The following is a 17,600-nucleotide window of genomic DNA, read 5'->3' as shown; positions in this document are numbered from 1 at the left end:
GACAATCCGCCCCCTGCATAAATAGACGACCAAAACGCACCTGATGACTGACCAAGCGCCTGCTATCGACCAACTGCTGAAAAATCTCGATCACGCCATGCTCGCCGACCGCCCCCGTTTGCGGCGGCAGTTGCTCGAGCTGCGCAAGAAGCCCGATGAGGAGAAGCTGGCGCAGTGGGTGACGCGCATGCAGGCGTCCTGCGCCCAGGTTACGGCGCGGCGCGCCAGCCTGCCGCTGATCCGCTATGACGACAGCCTGCCGATTGCCGCCAAGCGTGACGAAATCAAGGCGGCGCTGCTCAAGCATCAGGTGCTGATCATTGCCGGTGAGACCGGCTCGGGTAAGACGACCCAACTGCCGAAAATCTGCCTGGAAATCGGTCGTGGCCAATACGGCCTGATCGGTCATACCCAGCCGCGCCGGATCGCGGCGCGCAGCGTCGCCAGTCGGGTCGCCGAAGAGTTGGCCACGCCGCTCGGTGCGCTGGTCGGTTACCAGGTGCGCTTCGAAGACCAGAGCGATTCCAACACCCTGATCAAGCTGATGACCGACGGCATCCTGCTGGCGGAAACCCAGAACGACCGCTACCTCGAACGCTACGACACGATCATCGTCGACGAAGCCCACGAACGCAGCCTGAACATCGACTTCCTGCTTGGCTACCTGAAAACCCTGCTGCCGCGTCGCCCCGACCTGAAAGTCATCATCACCTCGGCGACCATCGACCTGGAACGCTTCTCCAAGCATTTCGACGATGCGCCGATTGTCGAGGTGTCGGGGCGTACTTTCCCGGTGGACACCTGGTACCGCCCGCTGACCCTGGAACAGGATGAAGAGGGCAACCGCGTCGAGGACGACTTGACCGTCGACCAGGCGATCCTCGCCACCCTCGATGAAATCGCCGCCTATGAGCGCAGCGAACGGCGCAGCCCTGGCGACGTGCTGGTGTTCCTGCCCGGCGAGCGCGAGATTCGCGACGCCGCCGACATGCTGCGCAAGGCCCAGCTCAAGCACACCGAGATTTTGCCGCTGTACGCGCGCCTGTCACCGGCCGAACAGCAGCGCATTTTCCAGTCCCACCCCGGCCGGCGCGTGGTGCTGGCGACCAACGTCGCGGAAACCTCGCTGACCGTACCGGGCATTCGCTATGTGATCGACAGCGGCACCGCGCGCATCAGCCGCTACAGCTACCGCGCCAAGGTGCAGCGTCTGCCCATCGAGGCGATCTCCCAGGCCAGCGCCAACCAGCGTAAAGGCCGGTGCGGCCGGGTCGAGCCGGGGATTTGCATCCGCCTGTACAGCGAAGAAGACTTTATCGGTCGCCCGGAATTTACCGACCCGGAGATCCTGCGCACCAACCTGGCTGCCGTGATCCTGCAGATGCTGCACCTGCGCCTGGGTGAAATCACCGATTTCCCGTTTATCGAACCGCCGGATGGCAAGGCCATCAGCGACGGTTTCAACCTGCTGCAAGAGCTGTCGGCGGTTGACCGCAACAGCCAGCTGACCCCGCTGGGCCGCCAGTTGGCGCGCCTGCGGGTGGACCCGCGCATGGGCCGCATGCTGCTCGAAGCCGCCAAGCTGGGCAGCTTGCAGGAAGTGCTGATCGTGGCCAGTGCCATGTCGATCCAGGACCCGCGCGAGCGCCCGCCGGAGCGTCAACAAGCCGCCGACCAGGCCCACGCGCAATGGAAGGACGTCGATTCGGACTTCGCCGGCCTGGTCAATCTGTGGCGCGGCTTTGAAGAGCAGCGCCAGGCATTGACCGCCAGCCCGCTGCGTAACTGGTGTCGCAAGAACTTCCTCAACTACCTGCGCCTGCGCGAGTGGCGCGATTCCCATCGCCAGTTGAGTCTGATCTGCCGCGACATGCAGTTGAGCCTCAACAAGGAACCGGCGGACTTCGCCAAATTGCACAAGGCCGTGCTGTCCGGCCTGCTCAGCCAGATCGGGCAGAAAACCGAAGACGGCGATTACCTCGGCGCGCGTCAGCGGCGCTTCTGGATTCACCCGTCGTCGGGCATCGGCAAGAAACGTCCGCAATGGCTGATGGCCGCCGAACTGGTGGAGACCACCAAGCTGTATGCGCGCATGGTGGCGAAGATCGATGCCGACTGGATCGAGCCGCTGGCCGGGCACCTGATCAAGAAAAACCACTTCGAACCCCACTGGGAGAAGAAGCGCGGCCAAGTGGTGGCGTTCGAGCAGATCACCCTGTTCGGGCTGATTGTGGTCGGGCGGCGTCCGGTGCATTACGGGCCGATCGACCCGGTGGTGTCGCGTGAGCTGTTTATCCGCGAAGGCCTGGTGCGCGGCGAGATCCAGTCGCGGGCCCAGTGCCTGACGGCCAACCAGCAACTGCTGGAGCAGCTCGACGAACTGGAGGCCAAGGCGCGTCGTCGTGACATTCTTGCCGACGAAGAGACGCTGTATGCGTTCTACGATGCGCGCTTGCCGGCGGAGATCCACCAGACCGCGACGTTCGACAGTTGGTACAAGGTCAACAGCCAGAAAGACCCGCAATTGCTGATCATGCGCGAGGAAGACGTACTGGCCCGCGACGCCAGCGAAGTCACCGCTGCGCATTACCCGGACACCCTGCACCTGGGCGACCTGGCGCTGGCCTTGAGTTACCACTTCGAACCCAACCATCCGCGTGACGGCGTGACCCTGCGCGTGCCGGCGCCGCTGTTGCCGGCCTTGCCCGCCGAGCGCCTGGAGTGGTTGGTGCCGGGGGTGATCGAAGCCAAGTGCATCGCCCTGGTGCGTAACCTGCCTAAGGCCCTGCGCAAGAATTTCGTGCCGGTGCCGGACTTCGTCAGGGCTGCCCTGCAACGTATCGAATTCGCCCAGGGTTCGCTGCCCCAGGCGCTGGGGCGCGAGTTGCTGCGCATGACCGGCGCACGCGTCAGCGATGAAGCCTGGGCCGAGGCCGCGCAGCAGGTGGAAAGCCACCTGAAGATGAACCTGGAAGTGGTCGACGGCCAGGGCAAGTTTCTCGGCGAAGGCCGCGACCTGGCCGAGCTGACCGCGCGCTTTGCCGAGGCGAGCCAGGCCGCGCTGGCCGTGCCGCAAACCGCGAAAAGCCAACAGCCGGTGGAGGCCAAGGGGTTTGCGGCGGTAGCCGAGAAGACCCAGCAAAAGATCGCCGGGTTGTCGATGACGGTGTATCCGGCGCTGGTGGAAGAAAACGCCACGGTCAAGGAAGGGCGTTTCTCCACCGCCGCCGAGGCCGAATTCCAGCACCGGCGCGCCTTGCAGCGCCTGTTGATGCAGCAATTGGCTGAGCCGGCAAAATTCCTGCGTGGCAAATTGCCCGGCCTGACCGAACTGGGCCTGATGTACCGCGAGCTGGGGCGCATCGACGCGCTGGTGGAAGACATCCTGCTGGCCAGCCTCGACACCTGCGTGCTGGACGGCGAAGCCAACCTGCCGCGTGACGGTGCCGGGTTGGCGGCGTTGGCCGAGCGCAAGCGTGGCAGTTGGACCGAACATGCCGAGCGCCTGGCGCGCTTGACGCTGGACGTGCTGAAACTCTGGCACGGCCTGCAAAAGCGCTTCAAAGGCAAGATCGACCTGGCGCAGGCGGTGGCCTTGAACGATATCAAGCAGCAACTGAGCAATCTGGTCTATCCCGGTTTTGTGCGGGAAACCCCGGCGCTGTGGTTAAAAGAATTGCCGCGTTTGCTCAAGGCCATCGAGCTGCGCCTGGAAAAACTGCCCAGCCAGGTGCAAAAAGACCGGGTATGGAGCGGCGAGCTGGGCGGCCTGTGGGCGCAGTACCAGAACCGCTTGAACAAGCACGCCCAGGAAGGCAAGCGCGACCCCCAGCTAACGCTCTACCGCTGGTGGTTGGAGGAATATCGGGTGTCGTTGTTTGCCCAGCAGTTGGGCACCAAGGTACCGATTTCGGACAAGCGCCTGAGCAAGCAATGGAGCCTGGTGGAGGCTTGATCACACTAATGTGCAATGGCGCTTATCCGGGATATGGCGCCAAATCCCCAGGGTTGTGGCAAACTTCGCGGTTATAAATGCCGGGATCGTCGTGATGGGCTGGTGTGCAGCCGCGGCGCGATGGAATAAAGCGTTGCCAGTTTGAAGCCCGCTGGATGGCCTCAAACGACCTACAGTTTGGTACGACGGTACCAATATCTTCTGCCTGACAGATTTAGAGGAACGACCGTGCATAACGTCGTCATCAGCGGCACTGGCCTGTACACCCCGGCCAACAGCATCTCCAACGAAGAGCTGGTGCAGTCTTTCAATACCTACGTGCAGCAGTTCAACACGAAGAACGCCGCTGCCATCGAACGCGGTGACGTGCAGGCGCTGACCGAGTCCAGCGCGGCCTTCATCGAGAAGGCGTCGGGCATCAAGAGCCGATTTGTGATGGACAAGGACGGCATTCTTGACCCGCAGCGCATGACTCCGCGCCTGCCCGAGCGCAGCAACGACGAGTGGTCGGTGCTCTGCCAGATGGCCGTCGGCGCCGCCGAACAGGCCCTGCAGCGCGCCGGCAAGACCGCCGCCGACATCGACGGGGTGATCGTCGCCTGCTCCAACCTGCAACGTGCCTACCCGGCCATCGCCATCGAAGTCCAGGAAGCCCTCGGCATCGCAGGTTTCGGTTTCGACATGAACGTGGCGTGTTCCTCGGCAACCTTCGGCATCCAGAACGCCGCCAACAGCATCAAGCTGGGTCAGGCGCGGGCAATCCTGATGGTCAACCCGGAAGTCTGCACTGGCCACTTGAACTTCCGCGACCGCGACAGCCACTTCATTTTCGGTGACGCGGCCACTGCGGTGATCCTCGAACGCGCCGACCTGGCAACCTCCGAGCACCAGTTCGACGTGGTGAGCACCAAGCTGCTGACCAAGTTCTCGAATACCATCCGCAACAACTTCGGCTTCCTCAACCGCGCGGCGGAAGAGGGCATCGGTGCGCCCGACAAACTGTTCGTGCAGGAAGGCCGCAAAGTCTTCCGCGACGTCTGCCCGATGGTCGCAGAGTTGATCGGCGCGCACCTGGCGCAAAACCAGTTGAACGTCGACGACGTGAAGCGCTTCTGGCTGCACCAGGCCAACCTGAGCATGAACCACCTGATCGTGAAGAAGCTGCTGGGGCGTGAAGCCACGCTGGTAGAAGCGCCGGTGATTCTCGACACCTACGCCAACACCAGCTCGGCGGGATCGGTGATTGCGTTCCATACTTACCAGGACGACTTGCCCAAAGGCGCTGTGGCGGTACTTAGCTCGTTCGGCGCGGGCTACTCGATCGGCAGCGTGATCCTGCGCAAACGCTGATTCTGCGGCTCGCCGCGGTCAAATGTGGGAGCTGGCAAGCCAGCCCCCACACAGATCGCGTTCTCACTTGGAAACCGAGGTCTCGAATGGCAGCAGCGGACGACGCGCACCTGCTTGAACGCTTGCTCAAGGGCGAGCAGCGGGCCTACAAGGAATTGGTCACGCAATACCAAAGCGCAATGCGCGCGGTGGCTTATGCGATTGTCGGCCAGCGCCATGCCGACGAAGTGGTGCAGGACGCCTGGCTCTCAGTGGTGCGCAACCTGGCCAAGTTCGAAGGGCGCTCCAGCCTCAAGACCTGGCTGCTGACCATCACCGCCAATGCCGCCAAGGGCCGCTACAAGCAGAATCGTCGCGAAGTATTGCTCGATGATTTGCCCTCGCCCCACGGTACGATCGGGGATGAGCGTTTCATGCCGGATGATGGCCACTGGGCTGTCGCCCCCTTTGCCTGGCATCAGGACACCCCGGAAGCCCTGCTCACTGAGGATGAGCTGCGCAAATGCCTGGAGCATACGTTGCTGAATTTGTCGGAATTGCAAAGCAGCGTCCTGGTGCTGCGTGAACGTCAGGGTCTGGAGCTGGAGGAAATTTGTAATCTTCTGACGCTTTCGCTCTCCAATGTACGGGTGCTGTTGCATCGTGCGCGGCTTAAAGTCTTCGCCACGGTGGAGCATTTTGAGGAAACCGGCGAATGTTGACGTGTAAAGAGCAAGTGGCACATTCCAGTGACTTTCTCGATGGGCAGTTGACCTTTCGCGAGCGGCTGCTGGTGCGTCATCACTTGATGTTCTGCCCCAATTGCCGGCGTTTTATCCGTCAGATGCGCCTGATGCAGGCCACGTTGCGGATCATGCCGCAGGCGCCGGTACAGGGTGTGGATGCCTTGGCTGAACGGCTGGCCGCCGAGCGGCGCAAGGATCAGTAACGGCGGGGGAAAGGCAGACTCGCGCGGGGGAATCGGACGGATGATGGGGACCGACTCACCCACGCCAGGCTGTTAAAGCCACCCAGGGCCATCCTGGCCCCAGGCGTGTCGCACTTACATTTAGAACTTGGCTTCAGCATCCAACTGCAGGGTGTTGGTGTTGGCATCACGCTGCGTGCGGCTGGCGTAGTCAGCCTTGGTCAGGTAGTACGTGGCGCCGACGGCGAAGTTCTTATCGATGTCGTAGCTGACCTTCATCTTATGGCCGCGCGAACCGGTGGTGCCGTTGGCGAAGTCCGAATCGGTGAAGGCGCCGACTACAGCGTTACGTTGCGTATCGCGGTAGTTGTAGTCCAGGTTGAACCCGAACACCTTGGACTTGGCACCCAGCAACCAGGCGGTGTCCTGATCGTTGGACGCATCGTTGTTCTTCACGTACTGGCCGTAGAACGCGAGTGGCACGGCCAGGCCACCGATGTCGGCCTGGGCAAAACCTTCATACAGACGGAATTGTTCGTTCGCCGAGTTGCCGTTGACTGCCAGTGCGCAAGGCGTGGTGCTGCTCGTACAGGCGCTGCTCTGGTCGTTCTGGTAGGCGTAGATACTGCCGCCCAGGGTCATTTTCAGGTTGTCGGTCACCGAGAAACGCGTACCCAACTGGCCGGAAGTCAGGCGCAGGTCGTTGCGAAATTGCACGCCGTCGCCGTCGACGTTGTCCTTGAGGTTGTAGTTACCGAGGCTGCCGAACAGCTCGGCGCTGCTACCCAGCGGGTATTTGTAGGTCAGTGCCAGACCTTCCGGGTTGATATCGCTATCCCAGATTATGTCGCCCATGCTCACCCACGGCTGGAGCATCTTGCCGCCGATGACGTGCAGGTTCTTGATCTGGTCCGGGTGGTAGTCGATGTAGCCAAGGTCCAGCCAGATCGACTTCTTGTTGAAGTAGTTGTCCTGATCCTGGTTGGTGGAGCGTGCGTCGTCGCTGCTGCCGGTGGAGATACGAATGCCGGTGTCGACTTGGTTGTTGATCTCGGTGTAGGCGCCCAGGCGGGCACGGATGCGCTGACGGTCCTTGTCACGGCCACCGTTGTTGGATTCGCCCTGGATCTTCACGGTTTCCTGGCGGAAACGCACGTCACCCTTGAACTGGGTCCTGGCGGCCCAGGCGAGTTTCTGGTCGAACACGCTCAGGTCGTTGGTTTTTTTCGCGGTGGCCGCGATCTGTTCGTTGGTCTCTTGTTGAGCTTGCTGTGCGATCTGCTTTTCTTTCTGATCCTTGGCCAGCTCAGCTTGCAGTTCAGTGTACTGCGAACCGGTGATCTGACCGTTGGCCTTGAGCATGTCGAGCAATTTAGCGTCGACTGCAGCGCTGGCCGGAACGCTCAGGGCCAGCAACAAGCCGCCACATAGGGCCGCCGCAGTTTTAGTGGAAGCAAGACGCATATCAATCTCCGAAAGTGAGGAGGGATGGCAAACCATCCAGGACACAACCGACCGATGACGGACGGAAAAATAACCGCCCGGGTAGAACCAGGCGCGCTAAAAACAGGCGTTAGTATCACGATCGTTTATGACGAAGAGGTGGCGAAATGATGTCATGAAGATGACAAATTATTTAGAATGGAACTATTGGTTTAGAGCCTTGTCCGTCGATTCGGGGGTGTGTTGGGAGTGGCGATAAGCGATACTCGCGAGGCTTTCACGCCCTGAAGTAGTGAGGATGCCGATGCCGCTGCAACGCCTGGACAGCCTGTCCGAAATCGCCCCGCAGGTCTGGGACGCCCTGGTGCCGCAGGCCCAACCCTTTGTGCGACATGCGTTCCTGAGCGCGCTGGAAGACAGCGCCAGCCTGGGCCCGCATTCGGGCTGGCAGCCCGAGCATTTACTGCACTGGGAAGACGATCGGCTGGTGGCGGCTTTGCCCGGTTATCGCAAATGGCATTCATCCGGCGAGTACGTCTTCGACCACGGTTGGGCGGATGCCTGCCAGCGGGCCGGTATCGATTACTACCCCAAGCTGTTGGTCGCCGTGCCGTTCAGCCCGGTCAGCGGCCCGCGCTTGCTGGCCGCCAGCGCTGAAGAGGCTTTCGAGCTGCTCAACAGCCTGCCGGGCTACCTGGAAATCGAAGGGCTCTCCAGCGCGCATATCAACTTCACCGATCCGCTGGCGGATGGCGCCCTCGCCCAACAGCCGGGCTGGTTGCAGCGCCTGGGTTGTCAGTTTCACTGGCAGAACCGTGGCTACCGAGACTTTCAGGACTTCCTCGACGCCTTGAGTTCGCGCAAGCGCAAACAGATGCGCAAGGAACGCGAACAGGTGGCGGGGCAGGGCATCGAGTTCGAATGGTTGCAAGGCCATGAACTCGGCGAGGCGCAGTGGGATTTTGTCTACGCCTGCTACGCCAACACTTACGCGGTGCGCCGCCAAGCGCCGTACCTGACCCGCGCGTTTTTCAGCCTGCTGGCCGAACGCATGCCCGAAGCGATCCGCGTGGTGCTGGCTAAACAAGGCACACGCCCGGTGGCCATGGCGTTCAGCCTGATCGGCGGCGACAGCTTCTATGGTCGTTACTGGGGCTGCCTGGCGGAATTCGACCGCTTGCATTTCGAAACCTGCTTCTACCAAGGCATGGATTACGCCATTGCCCACGGCTTGCAACGCTTCGATGCCGGCGCCCAGGGCGAACATAAATTGATTCGCGGGTTCGAACCGGTGATCACCCGGTCGTGGCATTACCTGCGCCATCCGGGGTTGAAGAATGCGGTTGAGGATTTCCTGGCGCGCGAGCGGGTGGGGATTCTGGCGTATGCCGAAGAGGCGAGGGCAGCCCTGCCGTATCGACAGGGCTGAACCCGTTTTGCTTCAGGCCGGCTCCTCCTTGCCCAGCCATCGATAGGCCATGCCGCCGATCACCGCGCCAAGGATCGGCGCGAGCCAGAACATCCACAATTGCTGGATCGCCCACCCGCCCACGATCAGCGCCGGCCCCGTACTGCGGGCCGGGTTGACCGAGGTGTTGGTCACGGGAATCGAGATCAGGTGGATCAAGGTCAGCGCCAGGCCGATGGCGATGGGTGCGAGGCCCTTCGGGGCACGGTGGTCGGTGGCGCCGAGGATGATCAGCACGAACATCGCTGTCATCACCAGCTCACAGACGAACCCCGCCGCCAATGAATAACCGCCAGGCGAATGCTCGCCATAGCCGTTGGACGCCAAGCCTGACGCCAGTTCGAACCCCGGTTTGCCGCTGGCGATCACATACAACAGCGCAGCCGCGACAGTGCCACCAATGACCTGGGCCACGATGTACGCCGGTAACTCCCTGGCCGGAAACCTGCCGCCCACGACCAACCCCACCGATACCGCCGGGTTGAGGTGACAACCGCTGATGTGCCCGATGGCGACTGCCATGGTCAGCACCGTGAGCCCGAAGGCCAGGGCCACCCCCAACAACCCGATGCCGACTGCGGGAAACGCTGCGGCCAACACCGCACTCCCGCAGCCGCCCAACACCAGCCAAAACGTACCTAAACCCTCTGTGACTGAACGCTTGAACAAAGACATGCCACACGTCCTTGATAGATCGCTCTACCGAATCAGTAAATCAGTGATGCTCCCTGCAGATTTACTTCAGCGCCCGTCTGGGCACTGCACTGATTACAGCAGGGTTGTGGCACAAATCCAGGCCACCCATGTGGGAGGGGGCTTGCTCCCACATGTTGAGTTGCGTAGGGCCGGCAGTTTTCAGTCGATGCCGACAAAACCTCCGGTCTGGTGCTGCCATAGCCGCGCATACAACCCGCCGTGGGCGAGCAGCTCGGCATGGCTGCCCGTCTCGGCGATCTGGCCTTTCTCCAGCACCACCAGGCGGTCCATCCGCGCGATGGTCGACAACCGGTGCGCAATCGCAATCACCGTCTTGCCTTGCATCAGGGTTTCCAGGCTTTCCTGGATCGCCGCTTCGACTTCCGAGTCCAGCGCCGAGGTGGCTTCGTCCATGATCAGGATCGGCGCATCCTTGAGCAGCACCCGCGCGATAGCGATGCGCTGGCGTTGCCCGCCCGACAGTTTGACCCCGCGCTCGCCCACATGGGCATCCAGCCCGGTGCGGCCTTCGGCGTCTGACAGCAGCGGGATGAACTCATCGGCACGCGCCTTGTGTATGGCTGCCCAGAGTTCTTCGTCGCTGGCGTCCGGCTTGCCATACAGCAGGTTTTCGCGGATCGAGCGGTGCAGCAGCGAGGTGTCCTGGGTGATCATGCCGATCTGTTCGCGCAGGGTTTCCTGGGCGACCTCGGCGATGTTCTGGCCATCGATCAGGATGCGCCCGCCTTGCAGGTCGTATAGGCGCAACAGCAGGTTGACCAGGGTCGATTTGCCCGCGCCGGAGGGGCCGATCAGGCCGATTTTTTCACCGGCCTTGATGTTCAGGTTCAGGCCGCCAATGATCCCGCTCTTCTTGCCGTAGTGGAAATCCACCTGCTCGAAGCGCACTTCGCCATGGGGTACGGTTAGGCGTGGAGCGTTGTCGCGGTCGACCACGGCCAGCGGCTGGGCGATGGTTTTCAGGCCGTCCTGCACCATGCCGATGTTTTCGAAAATGCCATTGACCACCCACATGATCCAACCGGACATGTTGACGATGCGAATCACCAGGCCGGTCGCCAGGGCAATTGCGCCCACGGAAATCAGCGAGTGGGTCCACAGCCACAGGGCCAGGCCGGTGGTGGTGACGATCAGCAGGCCGTTCATGGTAGTGATCACCACGTCCATGCTGGTCACCACACGGCTGGCCAACTGGGTTTTTTCGGTCTGCTCGATGATCGCTTCCTTGGCGTATTCCTGCTCGGACTGGGTATGGGCGAACAGCTTCAAGGTGGTGATGTTGGTGTAGCCATCGACGATGCGCCCCATCAACTTGGAGCGTGCCTCGGAGGAAATCACCGAACGCTCTTTCACCCGTGGCACGAAGTAGCCCAATGCCAGGCTGTAGCAGACGATCCAGCTCACCAACGGGATCATCAGGCGCCAGTCGGCCTCGGCAAACAGCACCAGGGAACTGATGGCGTAGATCGCCACGTGCCAGATCGCATCCACGGCCGCCACGGCGGAGTCGCGCAGGGAGTTGCCGGTTTGCATGATGCGCTGGGCGATACGCCCGGCGAAGTCGTTCTGGAAGAAATTCAGGCTCTGCTTGAGCACGTAGCTGTGGTTCTGCCAACGGATCAGGCTGGTCATGCCGGGGCTGATGGTCTGGTGGACCAGCAAGTCATGCAGGGCGCCGAAGATCGGACGCAGCAGCAGGGCGACCACGGCCATCCAGATCAGCTCGGTGCTGTGAACCTGGAAGAAATTCGCCGGTGGTGTGCCCTGGGCCAGGTCGATGATGCGGCTCAGGTAGCTGAACAGCGCGACTTCGATCAGTGCGCCGATCAGGCCCACCACCAACAGTGCGGCAAAACACGGCCACACCTGACGCAAGTAGTAGAGGTAGAAGGGCAGGACTTTGTCGGGAGGGGCGGCGCTGGGCGCGTCGCGGAAAATATCGATCAGTTGTTCGAAACGACGATAGAGCATTAGGGTTGACGCCCGCCCGGCGGGCTCTCCTGTTCAAATGCGCACGGCGCCTTGTGAGCGCCGCGCGAAACTACCTGCAGACCTCAGTCGATGCGCTTGGCCGACTTGATCAGGACAGGATCGATGGGCACGTTTTGCATGCCTTGTTTGGTGGTGGTCTGCGAGTTGACGATGATGTCGACGACGTCCATGCCCTTGACCACTTTGGCGAACACGGCATAACCGGCATCGCGACCTGGGTCGAGGAAGGCGTTGTCCGCGACGTTGATGAAGAATTGGCTGGTGGCCGAATCCGGGTTCGAGGTGCGGGCCATCGACAGCGTGCCACGCACGTTATGCAGGCCATTGCTGGCTTCGTTCTTGATCGGTGGATTGGTGTCTTTTTGCGCCATCTGCGTGGTGAACCCGCCGCCCTGGACCATGAAGCCCGGGATCACACGGTGGAAAATCGTGTTGGTGTAGAAACCCTTGTCGACGTAGGCCAGGAAGTTCTTGGTACTGATCGGCGCCTTGACCGGGTCCAGTTCGATTTCAATGTCGCCGTTGGTGGTGGAGATCAATACGTGGGGCGCCTTGGCAGGCTCGGCCGCCATCAGGTTGGCAGCGAACAGCACGGAACCGGCAAAGAAGGCGATTTTTTTCAGCATGGGTCAGTGATCCTGGGTAGTGGTTTCGACTGTCTTTAGAAAATCGAGAAGGGTAGCGTTAAAGACTTCGGGTTGATCTAAGGGCGTGGCGTGGCGGGAATCTTCGATCACCACCAGCCGCGCATCGGGCAGCAGTTTTACATAGATTTCTTTCTGCGCCACTGGGGTGTAGTCGTGGTCGGCGCTGATGACCAGGGTTGGACAGGTAATTCTGCAAAGTTGTTCCTGCACGCCCCAGCCCACAATCGCATCGAAGCTGGCGAGATAAGCACGTTTGTCGTTTGTTGCCCAGCGCTCGGCCATCTTGCGGCGCAGGTCGGCTTGCTGCGGTTTGGGAAACAGCCGGTCGCCCAGGGCCTTGCCGATGGTGCCCAGGCTGAGGACGCGCGCCAGGGTCCAGCGCTTGGCCCATTGCCAGTAATCGTCGGCGCTGCGCACCTTGACCTCGGGCGCGCTGTTGACGATGCACAGGCTCTTGACCCGCGCCGGTTCGTCCACCGCCAGTTGAAACGCGATCATGCCGCCCATGGACAAGCCCACCACATGGGCGGGAGGCAGGTCCAGGTGTTCGATCAGGGCGATTAGGTCGAAGGTGAAACCTTTGATGCTGTAGCGCTCCCGGGGTTTGTCCGAGCGCCCGTGGCCGCGCACATCCACCACGATCAGCCGGTAATGCCTGGCCAGCACCGGAATCTGCAGTTCCCAATCCTGGCTGCTGGAGCCCAGGCCGTGGATCAAAATCAGTGGGGCGCCGTGCCCATATTCCTCGTAATGCAGGCTGCACCCTTCATGTTCGAACCAGGCCATGCATGAACTCCGTTTCAGGCTTGCTGCGGGGCGGCGAAAGGCGCATCCAGGGGCGCGGTGTCAAATGTGCGTAGCAGTTCCACGAGGATCTGCGTCGCCGGCCCCAGGGGTTTGTCCTTGTTCGAGTACAGGTAGAACGTGGGGTGGCGGCTGCCGCCCTGTTCCAAGGGTAGCTGCTTGAGCACGCCCTCGGCGAGTTCGCGCTCGATCATGTGCCGGGGCAACCAGGCAAAGCCCAGGCCGCTGCCGACGAAACTGCTGGCCGTGGCGAGGCTGCCGACGGTCCAGCGCTGTTCCGCGCCGAGCCAGCCGACATCGCGCGGCTGTTGGCGCCCGGAGTCGCGGATCACCACTTGCATCTGGCTTTCCAGGTCCTGGAAGCTCAGTTCGCGGTTCATACGGTGCAGGGCATGCTCTGGATGAGCGACGGCGACAAATTCCACGTTGCTCATCTCCGTGCCGAGGTAACCGGGGATGCTGAAGCCGCTGATCGCCAGGTCGGCCACGCCTTCGATCAACAGCTCTTCAACGCCCGACAGCACCTCCTCGCGCAGGCGCACGCGACAGCCACGGCTCTGCGGCATAAAGGCGGTCAGGGCGCGCACCAGGCGCGCATTCGGGTAGGCGGCATCGACCACCAGGCGCACCTCGGCTTCCCAGCCTTGTTCCATATGATGGGCGAGGTCTTCGAGTTGGCTGGCGTTTTTCACCAACTGCCGGGAACGGCGCAACAGCACTTCGCCGGCGTCGGTGAGCACGGCCTTGCGCCCGTCGATGCGCAGCAGCGGCACCCCGAGCTGGTCTTGCATGCGGGCCACGGTGTAGCTCACCGAGGACTGTGAACGGTGCAGCGCTTCGGCCGCCTGGGCGAAGCCGCCATGGTCGACCACGGCTTGCAGTGTGCGCCATTGATCGAGGGTAACGCGGGGCGCTTTCAAGATGAGCTCCTCTTGTCCTAAGCTGGCGGTCCTTATTGGAGACTGCCGAATGAGAAAATTGTGTTGTGTGTTGCTGGCGCTGCTGCCGTTAAGCGCGTTTGCCTACCCGATCGACGTGACAAAAAAAATCGACGGCGTGAGCGTGGATTACACCGCGTCCGACGTGGACGGTGACATCAGTTCGATCCAACTGAACAACTACGGGACCAACGACGCGGTGTGTTCCGTCACCTTCACCAATGGGCCGGAAGCGCCACGTCGCCGTACTGTTAGCGTGCCGGCGGGCAAGAGCACCAACACCACCGCCAAGTTCAACCGCGCAATCATCAAGATGCGTATCGCCCTGGCCTGTGCCCCGAAATAAAGCAGCAGCGGAGCATGTCTACAGGAATACTCCGCTTATAAACAAATTTCTAGATGGGTTGTAGCAGTTTTTTGCGCTTTTTTATCGAATTGGCCCTGGTTAATCTTTTCTCCATCGACTTACAGCAATCACAGATGGAGCCTACGCAGCCATGTCCAACGTTCTGATCATCGAAAGCAGCGCCCGCCAGCAGGATTCGATCTCCCGCCAACTGACTCGGCAGTTCATCAGCCAGTGGCAGGCGGCTCACCCGGCGGATCAGATCAGCGTGCGCGACGTGGCGCTCAACCCGCTCCCACACCTGGACGCCAACCTGCTCGGCGGCTGGATGAAACCGGCGGATCAGCGCAACGCCCGCGAGCAGGCATCTCTGGATCGCTCCAACGCATTGACCGACGAATTGCTCGCCGCCGACGTGCTAGTGATGGCGGCGCCGATGTACAACTTCGCTATCCCCAGCACCCTCAAAGCCTGGCTGGATCATGTGTTGCGCGCGGGTGTGACCTTCAAGTACACCGCCACCGGCCCCCAGGGTTTGTTGATCGGTAAGCGGGCCATCGTGCTCACCGCCCGTGGCGGGATTCACACCGGCGCGAGCTCCGATCACCAGGAACCTTACCTGCGTCAGGTGATGGCGTTTATCGGGATTCATGACGTGACGTTCATTCACGCCGAAGGGGTGAACCTGAGTGGGGACTTCCAGGAAAAAGGCATCAACCACGCCAAGGCGTTGCTGGCGCAGGTCGCGTGATCCTTTAATCGTCAGATAATCGCGGGGTGTTTATATCTCCCCACGCAAACCCTTCAAGTACGCGTAAGAACCTCCCTTTGCACTTGTTGCTCCTGAGTGCTCCTGCCCGACTGCCGCTCTAGCGAGGTCGGGTTTTTTTTGCCCCGAGTTTCGTGAACCGCCGAAAACCTTTAATGTCCCGCCCATTCGATACGAGGCGCGCATGGGCTACTTACTGGTTGTCACCCTGATACAGGCATTTTCCTTCAGCTTGATCGGCGAATACCTTGCCGGTCACGTCGACAGCTACTTCGCGGTGCTGGTGCGCGTGCTGTTGGCCGGGCTGGTGTTCATTCCGCTGACGCGCTGGCGCTCGGTGGAGCCGACCTTCATGCGCGGCATGCTGGTCATTGGTGCGCTGCAATTCGGTGTGACCTACGTTTGCCTGTACCTGAGCTTTCGCGTGCTGACGGTGCCGGAGGTGCTGCTGTTCACCATCCTTACGCCGTTGCATGTGACCCTGATCGAAGACGCCCTCAACCGGCGCTTCAACCCCTGGGCACTGGTCGCCGCCCTAGTCGCGGTGGCGGGCGCGGCGCTCATCCGCTTCGATCAAATCACCCCGCACTTCCTCATGGGCTTCCTGCTGCTGCAACTGGCCAACTTCACCTACGCCGCCGGGCAAGTGATGTACAAGCATCTGGTGGCGCGCTACCCCAGTGATCTGCCGCACTACCGGCGTTTCGGCTACTTCTACCTCGGCGCGTTGCTGGTGGTGTTGCCGGCGTTCCTGGTGTTCGGCAAGGCCGATTTCCTGCCCGAAGCGCCGCTGCAGTGGGGTGTGCTGGTGTTCCTCGGGCTGGTCAGCACGGCCCTGGGCATGTACTGGTGGAACAAGGGCGCGTGCCTGGTCAACGGCGGCACCCTGGCGGTGATGAACAACCTGCACGTGCCGGTGGGGCTGCTATTGAACCTGTTGATCTGGAACCAGCACGAGCCCCTGGGCCGCCTGGCGCTGGGCGGCTTGGTGATTCTGGGCGCGGTGTGGATCAGTCGGTTGGGCATAAAACCCGAAGCAGGCGTACAGTCTGCGGGGTGATAGGCCCTGGGCATGCGTGAGCGGGAATGAAAGTCTGTTATCGAAGAGAAAAGTGTGGGGGCGGCAGAGTGGACAAGGTTGACGAACAGATAATTGCGGCCTTGAAGGACGACTCCCGGGTCAGCCTGGCGCAGTTGGCGCGACAAGTTCACAAGTCTCGAACCGCCGTCGAATCGCGGGTTCAAAAACTGATCGAAAAGGGCATTATCCTCGGCTTCACTATCAACGTCGCTGAAGATGAAGAAGCCCAGCAGTCGGCGTTTCTGATGCTCATGCTCAATGGCAGCAACTGTCACCTGGTGTTTCCGAAGATCTACCAGTTCCGCGAAGTGGTTCAGGCTTACTCGCTGTTCGGCGACGTCGACATGATGCTCGAGGTCAAATACCGCAACTTCGAAGAGCTGATGGTGTTCAAGGACAACCTGCTGAAGATCGAGCATGTGCGCGAGGTGGTGGTCAACCCGGTACTCAAGGCCTGGCGCTAGCCGCTGCTGTTTCGGCAACGGCTACGCGGCATCAGCCTCAGGCGTGATCGTGTACGGTCTCGAGAAAGTGATGACTCAAGGCCGGCATTCGCTGGCGCAGGGTGTCGACGAACTCTTCAATGACGGCCTGGTTGAAGGCAAACGTCGTGTCGTCGTGCCCCAGCACCACCACCAGCAGGCTGGACGAGTCCTTCGTCAGCCTGAAGTCATGGGCGTCGGCGTCGACCTTGCCGATGCTCGCCAGGGGCACGTCACCGCAGGTATAGACGATGTCGCCCGCCGGAATCGTAATGTCCTTCTTGGCGAACAATGGTCGGAAAGCCCTGGGGGCCTGCGAGCGCATGACATAAATATCATCCTGCTGATGATAGGTGTGTACGCCGATGCTGACCCCATGCCGGATCGCCACGGCGTTATAGGCATCGACGATGTTGTTGATGGGGTGGACGCCTTTGGCGATGAAACGCCGCAACAGTTTCTCGTTGGCGCTGACGGTGTTTTCGTAGCCGAGTTTTTTGAGTTGCTTGGCAAAGCCGTCGTAAATGACGTTGGAGTCCAGTTCGTTGAGGTGGGACGCAACGTGATTGAGGTTGCTTTGCAGGACACTGACGAAGCTCTGGTCGTCCGACACGGTAATGTCTTCGATAACCGCTGCGCACGCATTGTTGATGCCCAGATCACTGGCTGACTTTCGGATGATCAAACGACTTTTCATTGCC

General features: G+C 61.2%; 16 protein-coding genes. 9 read left to right on the top strand and 7 right to left on the bottom strand.

What is annotated here, in order from left to right; translation table 11 throughout:
• The first annotated feature begins 43 nt into the window (after positions 1–43).
• From hrpA to P3S72_RS22490, 4 genes are all read left to right on the top strand, one after another.
• A complete protein-coding gene (gene hrpA, locus P3S72_RS22505; RefSeq protein ID WP_276194286.1) occupies positions 44–3,955 on the top strand; it encodes an ATP-dependent RNA helicase HrpA in 3,912 nt (1,303 codons plus the stop codon).
• 228 nt (positions 3,956–4,183) lie between these two features.
• The gene (locus P3S72_RS22500; protein WP_276194285.1) at positions 4,184–5,305 is read left to right on the top strand and encodes a beta-ketoacyl-ACP synthase III; all 1,122 of its coding nucleotides are present in this window, start codon (positions 4,184–4,186) and stop codon (positions 5,303–5,305) included.
• A gap of 86 nt (positions 5,306–5,391) precedes the next feature.
• Positions 5,392–6,006, top strand: a complete 615-nt coding sequence (locus tag P3S72_RS22495) for an RNA polymerase sigma factor (protein WP_247403507.1) — start codon at positions 5,392–5,394, stop codon at positions 6,004–6,006.
• Positions 6,000–6,233: a zf-HC2 domain-containing protein gene (locus P3S72_RS22490; RefSeq protein ID WP_276194284.1), complete on the top strand. Its 234-nt coding sequence runs from the start codon at positions 6,000–6,002 to the stop codon at positions 6,231–6,233. Before P3S72_RS22495 ends, P3S72_RS22490 begins: the two co-directional genes overlap by 7 nt.
• Positions 6,234–6,353: 120 nt before the next feature.
• Here P3S72_RS22490 and P3S72_RS22485 read toward each other — a convergent pair whose 3' ends face one another.
• The gene (locus P3S72_RS22485) at positions 6,354–7,676 is read right to left on the bottom strand and encodes a putative porin (protein ID WP_276194282.1); all 1,323 of its coding nucleotides are present in this window, start codon (positions 7,674–7,676) and stop codon (positions 6,354–6,356) included.
• 283 nt (positions 7,677–7,959) lie between these two features.
• On the opposite strand from P3S72_RS22485, the gene P3S72_RS22480 reads away from it, so the two are divergent.
• Entirely contained in the window at positions 7,960–9,084 is a 1,125-nt protein-coding gene (locus tag P3S72_RS22480; protein WP_276194281.1) for a GNAT family N-acetyltransferase, read from the top strand.
• A gap of 12 nt (positions 9,085–9,096) precedes the next feature.
• Here the strand turns inward: P3S72_RS22480 and aqpZ are convergent, their stop codons facing one another.
• The 5 genes from aqpZ to P3S72_RS22455 all read right to left on the bottom strand — a co-directional run bounded on the left by aqpZ (position 9,097) and on the right by P3S72_RS22455 (position 14,203).
• The gene (aqpZ, locus tag P3S72_RS22475) at positions 9,097–9,798 is read right to left on the bottom strand and encodes an aquaporin Z (RefSeq protein ID WP_276194280.1); all 702 of its coding nucleotides are present in this window, start codon (positions 9,796–9,798) and stop codon (positions 9,097–9,099) included.
• A 180-nt stretch (positions 9,799–9,978) separates the two neighbouring features.
• Positions 9,979–11,811: an ABC transporter ATP-binding protein gene (locus tag P3S72_RS22470; RefSeq protein WP_276194278.1), complete on the bottom strand. Its 1,833-nt coding sequence runs from the start codon at positions 11,809–11,811 to the stop codon at positions 9,979–9,981.
• Between the two features lie 83 nt (positions 11,812–11,894).
• Entirely contained in the window at positions 11,895–12,458 is a 564-nt protein-coding gene (locus tag P3S72_RS22465; RefSeq protein WP_253397827.1) for a peptidylprolyl isomerase, read from the bottom strand.
• A 3-nt stretch (positions 12,459–12,461) separates the two neighbouring features.
• Positions 12,462–13,265, bottom strand: coding sequence for an alpha/beta hydrolase (locus P3S72_RS22460; protein ID WP_276194277.1), 804 nt, complete (start codon positions 13,263–13,265; stop codon positions 12,462–12,464).
• A gap of 14 nt (positions 13,266–13,279) precedes the next feature.
• On the bottom strand, positions 13,280–14,203 hold the full coding sequence (locus P3S72_RS22455) for a LysR family transcriptional regulator (protein ID WP_253397824.1): 924 nt from the start codon (positions 14,201–14,203) through the stop codon (positions 13,280–13,282).
• Positions 14,204–14,252: 49 nt separating this feature from the next.
• Between P3S72_RS22455 and P3S72_RS22450 the strand changes: the two genes are divergently transcribed.
• The 4 genes from P3S72_RS22450 (at position 14,253) to P3S72_RS22435 (ending at position 16,881) form a co-directional block, all read left to right on the top strand.
• Positions 14,253–14,567, top strand: a complete 315-nt coding sequence (locus P3S72_RS22450) for a 3-phosphoglycerate kinase (RefSeq protein ID WP_247397373.1) — start codon at positions 14,253–14,255, stop codon at positions 14,565–14,567.
• Between the two features lie 151 nt (positions 14,568–14,718).
• Entirely contained in the window at positions 14,719–15,318 is a 600-nt protein-coding gene (locus tag P3S72_RS22445; RefSeq protein ID WP_276194276.1) for an FMN-dependent NADH-azoreductase, read from the top strand.
• 202 nt (positions 15,319–15,520) lie between these two features.
• Complete coding sequence (locus tag P3S72_RS22440) at positions 15,521–16,396, top strand: carboxylate/amino acid/amine transporter (RefSeq protein ID WP_247397379.1); 876 nt, start codon at positions 15,521–15,523, stop codon at positions 16,394–16,396.
• 68 nt (positions 16,397–16,464) lie between these two features.
• Positions 16,465–16,881 (top strand): Lrp/AsnC family transcriptional regulator, encoded by a 417-nt coding sequence (locus P3S72_RS22435; RefSeq protein ID WP_247397381.1) that lies wholly within the window; start codon positions 16,465–16,467, stop codon positions 16,879–16,881.
• Between the two features lie 37 nt (positions 16,882–16,918).
• Here the strand turns inward: P3S72_RS22435 and P3S72_RS22430 are convergent, their stop codons facing one another.
• On the bottom strand, positions 16,919–17,596 hold the full coding sequence (locus tag P3S72_RS22430) for a phenylalanine--tRNA ligase beta subunit-related protein (protein ID WP_247397383.1): 678 nt from the start codon (positions 17,594–17,596) through the stop codon (positions 16,919–16,921).
• Positions 17,597–17,600: the final 4 nt, after the last annotated feature.

Origin of the sequence: Pseudomonas sp. D3 (assembly GCF_029320995.1) — a bacterium.
In the GTDB taxonomy this organism is placed as follows: Bacteria; Pseudomonadota; Gammaproteobacteria; order Pseudomonadales; family Pseudomonadaceae; genus Aquipseudomonas; species Aquipseudomonas paraveronii.
Note: the sequence above shows the minus strand (reverse complement) of the source record. Positions and strands in the feature narration are given on the sequence as shown.

What these genes read in the sequence shown, in the direction of transcription:
- P3S72_RS22460 (WP_276194277.1), bottom strand. Translation starts at nt 13,265, where the DNA reads ATGGCCTGGTTCGAACATGAAGGGTGCAGCCTGCATTACGAGGAATAT.
- P3S72_RS22465 (WP_253397827.1), bottom strand. Translation starts at nt 12,458, where the DNA reads ATGCTGAAAAAAATCGCCTTCTTTGCCGGTTCCGTGCTGTTCGCTGCC.
- P3S72_RS22495 (WP_247403507.1), top strand. Translation starts at nt 5,392, where the DNA reads ATGGCAGCAGCGGACGACGCGCACCTGCTTGAACGCTTGCTCAAGGGC.
- P3S72_RS22445 (WP_276194276.1), top strand. Translation starts at nt 14,719, where the DNA reads ATGTCCAACGTTCTGATCATCGAAAGCAGCGCCCGCCAGCAGGATTCG.
- P3S72_RS22490 (WP_276194284.1), top strand. Translation starts at nt 6,000, where the DNA reads ATGTTGACGTGTAAAGAGCAAGTGGCACATTCCAGTGACTTTCTCGAT.
- P3S72_RS22440 (WP_247397379.1), top strand. Translation starts at nt 15,521, where the DNA reads ATGGGCTACTTACTGGTTGTCACCCTGATACAGGCATTTTCCTTCAGC.
- P3S72_RS22430 (WP_247397383.1), bottom strand. Translation starts at nt 17,596, where the DNA reads ATGAAAAGTCGTTTGATCATCCGAAAGTCAGCCAGTGATCTGGGCATC.
- P3S72_RS22470 (WP_276194278.1), bottom strand. Translation starts at nt 11,811, where the DNA reads ATGCTCTATCGTCGTTTCGAACAACTGATCGATATTTTCCGCGACGCG.
- P3S72_RS22480 (WP_276194281.1), top strand. Translation starts at nt 7,960, where the DNA reads ATGCCGCTGCAACGCCTGGACAGCCTGTCCGAAATCGCCCCGCAGGTC.
- P3S72_RS22485 (WP_276194282.1), bottom strand. Translation starts at nt 7,676, where the DNA reads ATGCGTCTTGCTTCCACTAAAACTGCGGCGGCCCTATGTGGCGGCTTG.
- aqpZ (WP_276194280.1), bottom strand. Translation starts at nt 9,798, where the DNA reads ATGTCTTTGTTCAAGCGTTCAGTCACAGAGGGTTTAGGTACGTTTTGG.
- hrpA (WP_276194286.1), top strand. Translation starts at nt 44, where the DNA reads ATGACTGACCAAGCGCCTGCTATCGACCAACTGCTGAAAAATCTCGAT.
- P3S72_RS22450 (WP_247397373.1), top strand. Translation starts at nt 14,253, where the DNA reads ATGAGAAAATTGTGTTGTGTGTTGCTGGCGCTGCTGCCGTTAAGCGCG.